Below are 13,181 nucleotides of genomic sequence, written 5' to 3' on the forward strand. Positions count from 1 at the left end.
ATACTCACCGGGAGTTGCTACAGAGCAGAACTTTACAATATACACGCCCCCTGTAAACTATCCCTTTTTTTAAACACAAACCTTAAACAATGAAAAGAATTTTTTCTTTGGCATTACTCCTGTGTAGTGCTTCACTATCATTTATGAGTTGCAATACTGCAGACACCACAACAACTGCAACAACTGCAAAACCACCCGTCGCAGAAGCACCTGAATATTTTAACCTGCGGCCAAAGCTGGAAAAAGAATATGGCTACACCCACGCTGTAAAAATTGGTGATGACCTTAAAATTTCCGGGGCAGTAAGTATGACCGACTCGGGAACGATCATTGGTGTGGGTGATATGGAACTGCAGATGAAAAACTGCTACGTAGACCTGCAAAAGATCTTACAACACTATGGCTATACTATTGATGATGTGGTGGCAGAAAATATTTACACTACCAATATGGATGAATTCATCAAGGTTTCGGGGTATCGCAATACCATTTACAAAAAACAATTTCCAACAGGTACCTGGTTAGAAGTAAAGGGACTGGCTTTACACAATCAGCTTATTGAGATAGATATGGAAGCACATAAAGTAAAATAACGATTGTACTTTCTTTAATAATAATTAAAATTTATACCATGGCACAATCAAAACTGATCTCATTACAACAGCGTCAATCTTATGTAAGATTAGTAGTTGTATTATTTCTTATTGTATTTGCAGGCAAATTTGTAATACAGCATGCATTACCCTATTTTGGTTTTAGCAAAGAAGCCTTTGGCCGGTACTGGAATTTTAAATGGTCGCTGATAGGGCATATTTCCTGCGGCATCATGGCGTTGGTAATTGGCCCTTTTCAATTTTGGAAAGCTTTCCGAAACCGCTATCTTATCACACACCGATGGATGGGCCGCATTTATCTAACTGCAATTTTAATTGGTGCCGCCTGCTCTACTTATCTTGCGTGGACAAGCGGGGTAAGAGTAAATTTTTCCTGGGCGCTAGGTTTACAAGCCCTGGCATTTGCATGGATCACCACAGCAGGTATGGCATATATTTCAGTAATGCGTGGCCGCATACAGCAACACAGGGAATGGATGATCAGAAGCTATGTGGTAACGTTTGCATTTGTAACCTTCCGCTTTTTGAATGATTCTTCTTTCGTCATCGGCCTGATGCAAAAATTTGAAGAAAGAGGTCCTGCGACAATATGGTTTTGCTGGACCATCCCTCTATTCATTACTGAAATAGCACTCAGTTGGAAAAAGAAATAACGGCCAATACTATACACTCATTCAAAAACAAAAGCATGGAATCCATCAAACCAAAACTCCGCTTCGAAATTTCTGGTTACTATTTTATAGGCCTCGTTGCGTTGGTAATATTAGGTTTCTGGCCCAGTTATTTTGCTAAATTCTTTAATGGCACCGCCGACTTTAATTTCTATTTTCATTTTCATGCTGCTATGGTAACACTGTGGATTGCCATGCTCATTACACAACCCTTACTGATCCGGAAGAAAAAATTAACTGTGCACCGGTTAATTGGTAAACTATCTTATGTTGTATTTCCTTTAATTTTTATCTCGGTGCTATTATTAGTACATAGCCGTCATAAAATTGACGAGGAAAATTTAGATATGCGCTTATTTGTTCCGTGCAAAGATCTCATCATCCTGGGAACAGCCTATTTTATTGCTATAAGATACCGGCATGATATTAATCTACACGCCAGGGGTATGGTAGCAACCGGCATCGTATTTATTGAGCCGGCATTGGTGCGGTTTATCATGAACACATTTGGGGCCGGCTTAACTGCCTACTTATTCACTATAGGAATTATTTATGCGCTGCTGATAGGATTAATGATTGCAGAACGGCATCAGAAAAGGGGCAGATGGGTATTCCCATTAATTCTTATTTTGTATATACTGGTGCATAGTGTCATTATCTTCAACATACATATTGGCATTTGGCAGGCATTTGCAAAATGGTTTTTTGTATTGCCTTTAACTTAAAATTTAATAGCCCATAAAAACACCATCATGGTGAATGCTTAAAAATAAAACCGAAAAAATAACTGATTAACAGCAGGAACGGTAAGATTGAATTAACTTATTGAATATTTTAAAACCATTAAACCTGCAGTATGAAGAAAGCATTGTTATTATGCCCGCAATTAATTTTTATTGGCTTTTTATTTGCTCAAAATGTGGCGGACAGTACAATATATAATCCCCATGAGCTGTTTGCACAAAATTTTAATTTACCTGCCGGTAATTCTTTCCGATCTGCCAAAGGAATACCGGGGCCATCCTATTGGCAAAATAATTCCAGCTACCTGGTGCATGCAACACTAAGCGAAAAAGATACTTCTGTAACCGGGGATGTAACGATCACGTATACTAATAACAGTCCAGATCAACTGGATTATTTATGGCTGCAACTGGATCAGAATATTTTTAAACCTTCTTCAAGGTCTGTTGCAGCAACACCTTACCCCGGTGACTATTTTTCTGTACTGGGGAAAATTAACGGCGGATATAATATTAAAGATGTAACGATAAGTTACGATAACAAATCTTATACTGTACAACCCGTCATCACCGATACAAGAATGCAGGTTCGTTTAAATACGCCACTGCAACCTAAAGGAGATAAAGTCTCCATTAAAATAAATTTTAGTTTTGTTATACCCCTCGATGGTGCAGGCCGCTTTGGCAGGCAGTATACAAAGAACGGCGTTATTTACCAGATAGGGCAATGGTATCCACGGATGTGCGTATACGATGATGTGGAAGGCTGGAATACTTTACCCTACATGGGCCTCGGTGAATTTTATTGCGACTACGGTAATTATGATTATTACATTACTGCGCCAGCAGCAATGATCGTTTATGGTTCAGGTGATCTGCAAAATGCTGCTGCAGTATTAACACCTGAACAAATAAAAAGATTAGCAGCCGCTGCAAACAGTGATAAAACAATTACTATTATTGGTGCAGATGAAATTGGTAAGCCGGCTACACGTCCTGCTGGTAAAGAAAACCTTACCTGGCATTTCACCATGACAAATACCAGGGATATTGCTTTTGCTGCTTCAAAAGGATTGATATGGGATGCTGCAAAGATCAATTTACCTTCTGGTAAAAAAGCATTGTCCATGTCCTGTTATCCTGTAGAAAGCCTGGGCGATATTGCATGGACAAGATCAACAGAATATTTAAAAGCCAGCATTGAAATATATTCCAAAAACTTTTTTGAATACCCCTGGAACGTAGCAATAAGTAATGCAGGCATAACCGGCGGTATGGAATATCCCGGAATGATTTTTAATAATTATAAAGAAATTAAAGCCCGCCTGTGGTTTTTGATTGCCCATGAGATCGGGCATAACTGGTTTCCCATGATCGTTGGTTCTAATGAAAGAAGATATATGTGGCAGGATGAAGGTTTTAATACTTATGTAAACTATATTGCCAATGATCTTTTCAATAATAAGGAGTATCAAACTGATGCTGCCTATTTCGACAAAAGTTTTTTTGCCTCCCGGGATTATATGCAGTTCATGCAATACAAAGATCCGCTGATGACGGTGAGTGATGCGATGGATGCTGAACAACATTACCAGTTTTATGGCAAAACCGCTTACGGATTAAATTTACTTCGTACAGTAGTGGTGGGCAAAGAACGTTTTGATTATGCCTTTAGAAAATATACCGAAGCCTGGGCATTTAAGCATCCCACACCTTATGACTTTTTCCATTGCATCAACAATGCAGCCGGAGAGGATCTAAACTGGTTTTGGAAAGAATGGTTTTTTACAACAGCAAAACTGGATCAAACTATAACTGCCGTCAGCTATATTGATAATGATCCGGCTAAAGGTGCCTTAATTACTATTGATAATAAAGGCAAAATGGTATTGCCGGTTATTCTTAAAATAATTCAAGCTAACGGTAAAGAAGAGACTGTTCAGTTGCCCGTTGAAATATGGCAACGTGGTGGCTCATGGGTTTATAAGTATACTTCTTCTAATAAAATAGACAAGGTAATACTCGACCCCGAAAATGTATTACCTGATATGGATAGAAAAAATAACGAGTGGAATAGTAAATAATTAAAATACAAAAATGAAACTGAAATTATTATTTATAAGTATTGTGTTAATGCAGCAGCTACAGGCTCAATCCTATAAAAAAATTCATGCCAAAGCTATTGTAGTAGATACACACAATGATATATTGATGAAAGCTGCAGATAAAGGAATGGTTTTCGATAAAGACCTTACGGGTAAAACACTCAGCGATCTCACCCGTTGGAAAAAAGGCGGCCTGGATGTACAAATATTTTCGGTGTATTGCGATGGCGATGCAAAAAATCCATATGCATTTGCCAACAGGGAAATGGATAGTCTTGATGCGGTAGCAGCACGTAACCCCGATAAGATTGTAAAAGTTGCCAGCTACGCCGAAATGATAAAAGCTGTGCAACAACATAAAATTGCTGCCATGTTTGGGGTGGAAGGCGGCCATATGATTGAAGATGACCTGGGTAAATTAGAAGCACTGTACAAACGTGGTGCAAGGTATTTAACGCTCACTCATAATATCGCACCATCATGGGCTACCAGTGCAGCAGATGAAACTACTAATCCTAACCTGCCACACAAAGGCTTAACCGATTTTGGAAAACAGGTAGTACAAAAGATGAATCAACTGGGGATGATCATTGATGTAAGCCATGTAGGCGAACAAACATTTTGGGATGTAATTAAACTCACTACCAAACCCATTATGGCATCGCACAGTTGTGTGTACAATCTTACGCCACACCGCCGTAATTTAAAAGACGACCAGATAAAGGCGATTGCAAAAAACGGCGGTGTTATTCAACTCAATTTTAATCCCGGTTTTATTGACAGCAGTTTTGGCAGAAAGGAAATTGCTTTTCTGAAAAAGCATGCCGCCGAAAATGATTCATTGATGAAAGCAGGTTTAGGAGATTTTTACAGCATGGATTATCTCTACCAGAAATACACAGAAGAGACAAACGCCATGCGGCCCCCTTTATCCATGCTTATCGATCATATTGATTATATAGTGAAGTTAGTAGGTGTTGATTATGTTGGCCTCGGATCCGACTTTGATGGCATTAATATTACACCACAACAATTAGATGATGTTACCTCTTATCCGCTAATTACAAAAGCATTGGTGGAAAAAGGATACAGTAAAAAAGATATCACTAAAATTCTGGGAGGAAATTTTTTACGGGTGTTAAAAGCTAATGAGGCTAAATAAAATTAACTGTACCGCTTACTCAAACCAACAAAATATGGCAATTGAAAAAACGGATGAAGGATTAAAACGGGTGGTTGGTGTACCGGGTTTGGCATTAGCTATTGTAAACGGCGTGATTGGTGCAGGCATATTTGCACTGCCTGCAATTGTAGGTATTGCATTAGGCGCATTTTCAATATTCGGCTATGTATTCTGCAGCATAATGCTGGCTGCTATTATGCTTTGCTATGCCGAAATAGGCAGCAAAGTTACCAGCAGCGGGGGTTCTTATGCTTACGTAGAAGCTGCATTCGGCAATTTTCCCGCTTATATTATTAACTGGTTGTACTTTTTTGGCTGGAACGTTTTGGGCAGCGCAGCATTAATGAATATTATTGCCGACTCCCTGGCTGCAATATTTCCTGTTTTTTTAAATCCATTGATCCGTGCTGTCTTATTTTTTGTACTCATTGGTTTTATGGTATTACTCAATGTTCGTGGTGCCAGGCAAGGTATTGGCTTAGTTAAACTAATTACTATTATAAAATTATTGCCGCTGTTGGGTATTATCATTTTTGGTTTTAGCCAGGTTAAAGCCGCTAACCTGCATTGGGAACATGCCCCTTCATTAAAAACATTCAGCGACACAGCCCTGATTTTATTTTTTGCCTTCGCCGGCTTTGAAACATCGCTTGGTGTAAGTGGCGAATTTAAAAATCCCCAACGCACCGTGCCGATGGGCATTTGCCTGGGAGGTATTGTGGTACTGATCGTTTACATGTTATTGCAGACTGTAACACAGGGTGTACTGGGCGCAGCAATGGCATCCTTTAAAGATGCGCCACTGGCAGCGGTAGCCGAAAAAATTGTAGGCCCCGTGGGTGCAACAATATTATTGCTTACTGCAGCCATATCATGTTTTGGGTGTGTAAGTGCAGATGTGATGTGTACACCACGTTCCTTGTTTGCAGGTGCCAATGATGGTATGTTTCCAAAATTCCTCACTAAAGTGCACCCTAAATATGCTACACCACACCTGGCCCTGGTAACATACGGCTCACTGGTTTTTATTTTTTCTGTTGCCGGAGGGTTTAAGCAATTAGCGGTATTGGCAAGCGCAGCAATACTGCTGATTTATCTCGCTGTTATTTTAGCCACCATTAAATTAAGAAAACAACAACAGGCATCAGAAAAAACATTCAAAGCTCCCGGCGGTTTAGTAACTCCTCTTATTGGTATTGCAGCCATTGTATGGTTACTCAGCAGTTTAAGTAAATGGGAGATATTATCTACCATCATTTTTATTGCAGTAGTATGTATAATGTATTTTGTAACCAGGCAATTTAAAAAGTAAATGATCCTGCAAAATTTAAATAAATTAAATCTTAGATAAAATGAAAATCAAACCAGCAACCCTTGTATTTATCACTTTACTAAATGTATTTTCTTTTCAGCTACTGGCACAGAAGAAGCTTGAAATAGCAGATTATGCAAAGTTTGTCAATGTCTCCGATCCGCAAATATCGCCTGATGGTAAAAGCGTTGTTATTGTTGTATCCCGGTCCGACTATACTCAAAACCGTTACAATGCCGAACTGGTGTTGATAGATGTGGCTTCGGGTAAAAAGCGGGTACTCACACAAGATAGGTTTGCAGTATCAAGCCCAAGGTGGTCGCCCAATGGAGAACAACTTGCTTTTATAGCCAGGTCCGTGCAAGGCAGAGATGTTACCAATCAAATTTACTTGCTTTCGATGCTGGGTGGCGAAGCCAGGCAAATTACCAAAGCGCCCAAAGGTGTGCAACATTTTGCATGGAACCCCGGCTCTACTGCTATTGCTTATGCCGCACTTAACGAACCCAAAAACAAACAGGATATTGAAAAAGGTATTACAGGTTTTGAAGTAACTAACAACGATATGTTTGTAGGTAGTCAACCATTGCCTGCACACATCTGGCTGGTAAATACCAACACCGGAGAAAATAAAAGATTAACAGATGGCGACTGGAGTCTACCCATTGTAATTCCGCCAAGTGCCCCATCTTCTCCATTCTCATGGTCGCCAGATGGAAAAACCATTTTGTTTGTAAAAGTAGCAACCGCTTATTCAGGTGATGGGCAAAACAGAACTATCCAGCTACTTAATGTTGCAGATGGAACTTACAAACCATTAACAACAAGAACTAAATTTGAAGCATACCCGAATTTTTCTCCTGATGGCAGTAAAATTTCTTACTGGTATAAAATAGGGGATATAAACGGAAGTATTAATGAGCTATGGTTGGCCAATGCCACTGGTGGTGAGGGTAAACCCGTTTCTGCACAATTAAACAGAGACCTGTACCTGTCTGCCTGGATGCCCGACAATAAAACTTTTTTAGCCGGCGGACATGATGATAACAAAACGTCTATATGGACCATGAGTTTAGATGGCAAGGCTACAGCACTTAATTTAGGAAATGTTTGCCCCAGCTGGGGTTTTTGGCTGGATGCTACTGTTAGTAAAACCAGTGCCATTGCTTTTACAGGTTCTGAACCCAATAAGCCGGTTGAATTATATTTTATGGCATCAACCACTTCAAAGCCTGTTCAATTAACCGACTACAATAGCGAAGTAAGTAAAATGACATTGGGCAAAACAGAGACCATCAGGTGGGAAAATGAGGGCTGGAAACATTGTGGTATTGTAACCTATCCTGCCAATTATGAAAAAGGTAAAAAATATCCCCTTGTGTTGGTAATACATGGTGGCCCCAATGCGGCATCAGTAGATCAGTTTTCAAGATTTTCTCAAATACTGGCCAATGAAGGATACTTTGTATTTGAGCCCAATTACAGGGGCAGCGATAATTTTGGTAATGAATATAAAATTGCTATTGTACAGGATGCTGGTGCCGGGCCGGGCCGTGATGTAATGACTGGATTGGAAAAATTAAAAACTACCGGAATGATAGATACTGCAAGGATTGGTGTAAGCGGTTGGTCGTATGGTGGCTTTATGACGGTTTGGTTAGCTGGCCATTACGGCGGCTGGAAAGCAGCAGTAGCAGGCGCAGCAGTAACTGACTGGGCGGATCAGTATAGTTTCAGCGATTTTAATGTTGGTCGTGCAAGTGCATTGGGTGGTTCGCCTTACGTAGGTGATAACATGAAAAACTACATTGCTCAATCACCCATTACCGAGGCTAAAAATATTAAAGCACCTACACTTATCCTGGCCAACACCGGCGACCCAAGAGTACCGGTTACACAATCTTATAAATTATATCATACGCTGGTGGATAATGGTACCGTTACAAAGTTTATAGCATGGCCGATTCCTGCACACAATGCAAGCGACCCTGTAACACAGATGGAAAGAGACAAGCTATGGGTAAATTGGTTGAATACGTATTTGAAGTAATTGATGTAAATAAAAATTTTATAAACCAGGAAATGCAACAGGATAAAATCAATCAACCCGATCACATCAAAACACGGAATATCATTTTTGGAATGGTACTGATGTTTATTATCGTACATATTGGTTTTCATGCTACTTATATAAAAGAGTTTCCTACGTTCGGGAAATACAATTGGCTGCATCATATTCACGGAGCATTAATGGGCAGTTGGGTATTGTTGTTGCTGGTACAACCCATTTTGATTCACAAGAAAAAGTTCGCAGCACATCGTTTTTTGGGTAAATTAAGTTATGCCATTGCACCATGTATGATTGTGTCAATGGTATTCATAGCCAGGTATAATTATCAAACAGGTATTCTTAAAAAATCAGTTGCAGATGTAATGGCCACACAATCCATAACATGGATGCAAATAGTGATGTTCATATTATTTTATTCATTGGCCATTTATTTTAGAAAGAACACTTATAAACACATGCGTTTCATGATTGGTACAGCCATTGTAATGCTTGGCCCTCCAATGAACAGGATCATCGTCAGTTATTTTCATGAAGTACCAACAGCCTCTATTTTAATAATGGTGTTATACATAAAAACCGTAGTTGCTGCTGCTATATTTTTAAGTGATCTTATGAAAAAGAAAAACTTAATGCCCGGTTTGATTGTGCTTTCAGTTTTTCTATTTTCTGATGTCGTATTTCATGCCCGTTATACAACTGCATGGCAAGCGATTGGAAAATTTATAGTGAATACATTTTATTGATCATTAAAAATTATAAAAGAGTAAAACAGTTTCTCATTATGCAAAAAGTAAAAATCCTGTTTATCGCACTGCTGAATGTGTTTTCTTTTCAGCTATTGGCACAAAAAACAAACCAACCAATTCAATTGGAGTCATTACTGGAACAGTATTCAAAAGAATATTATGCATTAAATCCATTAGAAGCTACGCAAGCTGGTATCAACGATTACAACAACCAAATTGAAATTACTATCAGCGAAGCATATATTAAAAAAGCAAAAGCACTCAATCAAAAATACCTTACCCAATTAGCTGTCATCAACAAAGCAGGCTTAACAGCATCTCAATTATTAAGTATTGATGTACTTACCTACAAGCTAAAATCCGAAAACGAAACACTAAATAATTCTTTGGGGTTTTACAGACCAGTTGACCAATTCGTATTTAGTTTCCCAACAAAGTTCGCAACGTGGGGATCCGGAGCCGGCTTTATTCCTTTCAATACGGAAAAAGATTACAGGAATTTTATTAGCCGTATGAAAGGTTTTCAGATTTGGGTAGATCAGGCTATTGCAAATATGCAAAAGGGAATTGAATTGCATAACACAAATCCGAGGGCCGCAATGGAAAAAGTGCCGCCACAATTAAAACCATTATTTGAGAGCAGCTTGCAAGAAAATGTTTTTTATAAACCATTACTTAAACTTCCGAACGGTTTAGATAGCTTGGCAGCCATTCAATTAAAAAAAGATTATTCGGCGGCCATTGAAAATGTTATTAAACCAGCCTATAAAAAATTACACGATTATATTGTTACTGAGTACATTCCAAAAGCAAGAAAAACTTCAGGCTTATTAGATAATGATATGGGGAAGAAAGAATATGAGTTATGGTTAAAGTATTTTACAACCACAAATATTACACCCGAACAAATTTTTAATTTAGGACTTAGCGAAGTGTCACGTATCCGTAAAGCAATGGATTCTGTAAAAACCCAGGTTGGTTTTAAAGGCGATTTAAAGTCCTTTTTTGAATATGTAAAAACCGACCCCAAATTTTTTCCATTTAAAACTGAGGAAGAAGTATTGGATAGATTCAGGAGTTTTTTGGATAAAATGTCGCCGCAACTGAACAACCTTTTTAATTTAACACCCAAAGCAAAGTTTGAAGTAAGAGCAACTGAAAAGTTTCGGGCAGCGGGAGCCAATGCTCAATACATGAAGCCATCAAGAGATGGAATAAGACCGGGCATTTTTTATGAAGTAGTACGTGACCCGGCTAAATACAATTACTTTTCAATGGAATCATTGTTTATACACGAAGCTATTCCAGGTCATCACTACCAGGTAGCTATTCAACAGGAGGCCGATATTCCGGAATTTAGAAAAGTATATTTTACAAGTGCTTTTGGTGAAGGTTGGGCATTGTATGCAGAAAGTTTAGGCAATGAATTAGGCATGTACACAGACCCCTATCAATATTTGGGCAGACTAAATAGTGAAATAGAACGAGCTGTTCGATTAGTGGTAGATGCAGGCATCCATTACAAAGGATGGAGCCGTGAAAAAGCCATTGCTTATGTGTTGGAAAATCAACCCGTATCATCTGCTGAAGCTGAACAACGGATAGAACGGTATATGGTCTTAGCCGGGCAAGCGGTGAGTTATAAAATAGGTGAGTTAAAAATTATTGAACTGCGTGAAAGAGCAAAGAAGAAATTGGGGAATAAGTTTGATATAAAAGAATTCCACGATGAAGTATTGAAAGATGGTTGTTTACCACTAATTATTTTGGAAACAAAAATTAATAACTGGATAGAAAGTAAAGCAGTTAAAAATTAATAATCTCATGCTCCATCAAATTTTTAAAATGAAATACAAAGTTCACTCAAAAATTATACGAATAGCAATTTGTACTATTTGTATTTGCATTATAGTATCATCTACTGCACAATCCATTCTTCCACCGGCAATGGAATGGCATGGCAAAAGTGAAGCCTTAATTGCCAACGCCAATAATCCATGGATAACAGCAGCAGAAAAATCAGACTTTGTAACCACACCAAGTTATGCAGCAACCATGGCCTGGTTTAAAAAATTAGCTGATGCTTCGCCACTATTAACCATGATCTCTATTGGTAAAAGTGCAGAAGGCCGTGATATATTTATGATCATTGCTTCTACAGAAAAAAATATTAGTGCAGCTGCATTAAAAAAATCTGCCAAACCATTGTTGCTGGTACAGGCCGGTATTCATTCCGGAGAAATAGATGGCAAAGATGCCGGCATGATGTTGCTGCGTGATATTGCTTTTGGAAATAAAAGATCATTGCTGGATAAAGTGAATTTTTTGTTCATTCCCATTTTAAGTGTAGATGCACATGAACGTTTTTCTGCTTACAATAGGCCCAACCAACGTGGGCCGCAAAACCAGGGCTGGAGAACCAATGCACAAAATTTAAACCTCAACCGGGATTATGCAAAACTGGATACCAAAGAAATACGATCTGTAATACAAGTGATGAATGCATACGATCCGGTTTTGTATATGGATATTCATGTTACTGACGGTGCCGACTACCAGTACGATGTTACATTTGGAGGCATTGGTAAACAAGGCTATTCAAACAACATACGGGATTGGCTGGAGAATACTTATAAAGTTGTTGCCGATAAAGACCTAACTGCCAGCGGCCATATTCCAGGGCCTTTATTAAATGCATTTAACGACCGTGATTTTTCACAGGGAAATATTGTAACCACCGGTGGGCCGAGATTCTCGGATAGTTATGGTGACCTGCGGCATTTAGCTGCGATACTGGTAGAGAATCATTCTTTAAAACCTTATAAGCAACGGGTATTAGGCACTTATGTTTTACTGGAAAGTACTTTAAAAATTTTAGCCACAGAAGGAGCAGCATTAAAACAGATCACCGAAAAAGATAAAGCTGTAAGACTTGCAAAAATGCCGATGGCATGGAAAGTACCACAAATGAAAAATACGGTAAGCTTTGATACCAGATCAAATCCAACAACTGCGGATGCAACTGTTGCAGCACCTGATAGTTTAAAGTTGCGGGGCGTAGCAACTGCTATTCATAAATCAACCGTAACCAATGCAGATTATGTGGAATGGTTGGGCAAACCTGCAAACACAACAGTTGCCGATTATAAATCAACAGAGCCATTTGATTTTATTACCAGGCCAAAAGGCTATTGGGTGCCTGCATCCTGCGATGATGTAATTACAAGATTAAAAATACACGGCATTATAATGGAAACAATAAAAGAACCCCGTGAAGTGAGTGTAGAAATGTACCGGATCAACAATCATGTATTTGAAGATGATAGTCATACACTACAACCTTTTGAAGGACATATCCAGGTTACCGGTACAACAAAAACCGAAACAAGAAAACAATTATTTCCTGCAGGTTCGGTGTATATTTCTACTGATCAGCCATTAGGAGATTTAGCCATTTTATTACTGGAACCTGCTTCTAAAGATTCTTATTTCAGCTGGGGATTTTTTCATTCCATTTTTCAACGTACAGAATATATTGAAGCATATATAATGGAACCCATGGCAAAAAAAATGTTGGCCGAATCTCCTGCATTGCAAAAAGAATTTGATGAAAAGAAAGCAGCAGATAAAACTTTTGCCAATGATCAATATGCTATCCTCACCTGGTTTTACAGCAAAACAAAATTTTATGATGACCGCTACTTGTTGTACCCGGTGGGCAGAGCATTGTAACAGT

10 protein-coding genes are annotated in these 13,181 nt (G+C 38.7%); all 10 read left to right on the top strand.

Features of this window, described 5'->3' with window-relative positions; all coding sequences use genetic code 11:
* Positions 1 to 89: 89 nt before the first annotated feature.
* The 10 genes from ACQ334_RS11055 (at position 90) to ACQ334_RS11100 (ending at position 13,177) form a co-directional block, all read left to right on the top strand.
* A complete protein-coding gene (locus tag ACQ334_RS11055) occupies positions 90 to 593 on the top strand; it encodes a RidA family protein (RefSeq protein ID WP_430988269.1) in 504 nt (167 codons plus the stop codon).
* Between the two features lie 38 nt (positions 594 to 631).
* On the top strand, positions 632 to 1,267 hold the full coding sequence (locus ACQ334_RS11060) for a DUF2306 domain-containing protein (protein ID WP_430988270.1): 636 nt from the start codon (positions 632 to 634) through the stop codon (positions 1,265 to 1,267).
* Between the two features lie 35 nt (positions 1,268 to 1,302).
* Positions 1,303 to 2,010 (top strand): hypothetical protein, encoded by a 708-nt coding sequence (locus ACQ334_RS11065; protein ID WP_430988271.1) that lies wholly within the window; start codon positions 1,303 to 1,305, stop codon positions 2,008 to 2,010.
* Between the two features lie 131 nt (positions 2,011 to 2,141).
* On the top strand, positions 2,142 to 4,112 hold the full coding sequence (locus ACQ334_RS11070; RefSeq protein ID WP_430988272.1) for a M1 family metallopeptidase: 1,971 nt from the start codon (positions 2,142 to 2,144) through the stop codon (positions 4,110 to 4,112).
* Positions 4,113 to 4,125: 13 nt separating this feature from the next.
* Positions 4,126 to 5,295 carry a dipeptidase gene (locus ACQ334_RS11075; RefSeq protein ID WP_430988273.1) on the top strand — a complete coding sequence of 390 codons (1,170 nt, stop codon included), beginning with the start codon at positions 4,126 to 4,128 and terminating at the stop codon, positions 5,293 to 5,295.
* A gap of 34 nt (positions 5,296 to 5,329) precedes the next feature.
* Positions 5,330 to 6,628 carry an APC family permease gene (locus tag ACQ334_RS11080; protein ID WP_430988274.1) on the top strand — a complete coding sequence of 433 codons (1,299 nt, stop codon included), beginning with the start codon at positions 5,330 to 5,332 and terminating at the stop codon, positions 6,626 to 6,628.
* Positions 6,629 to 6,668: 40 nt separating this feature from the next.
* Positions 6,669 to 8,678 carry a S9 family peptidase gene (locus ACQ334_RS11085; RefSeq protein ID WP_430988275.1) on the top strand — a complete coding sequence of 670 codons (2,010 nt, stop codon included), beginning with the start codon at positions 6,669 to 6,671 and terminating at the stop codon, positions 8,676 to 8,678.
* Positions 8,645 to 9,442 carry a hypothetical protein gene (locus ACQ334_RS11090; protein WP_430988276.1) on the top strand — a complete coding sequence of 266 codons (798 nt, stop codon included), beginning with the start codon at positions 8,645 to 8,647 and terminating at the stop codon, positions 9,440 to 9,442. The genes ACQ334_RS11085 and ACQ334_RS11090 overlap by 34 nt, the downstream gene beginning before the upstream one ends.
* 38 nt (positions 9,443 to 9,480) lie before the next feature.
* On the top strand, positions 9,481 to 11,262 hold the full coding sequence (locus ACQ334_RS11095; protein ID WP_430988277.1) for a DUF885 domain-containing protein: 1,782 nt from the start codon (positions 9,481 to 9,483) through the stop codon (positions 11,260 to 11,262).
* A 28-nt stretch (positions 11,263 to 11,290) separates the two neighbouring features.
* Positions 11,291 to 13,177 carry a M14 family metallopeptidase gene (locus tag ACQ334_RS11100; RefSeq protein WP_430988278.1) on the top strand — a complete coding sequence of 629 codons (1,887 nt, stop codon included), beginning with the start codon at positions 11,291 to 11,293 and terminating at the stop codon, positions 13,175 to 13,177.
* Positions 13,178 to 13,181 lie beyond the last annotated feature (4 nt).

Source organism: Ferruginibacter sp. SUN106, from assembly GCF_050611765.1.
Lineage (GTDB): Bacteria > Bacteroidota > Bacteroidia > Chitinophagales > Chitinophagaceae > Ferruginibacter.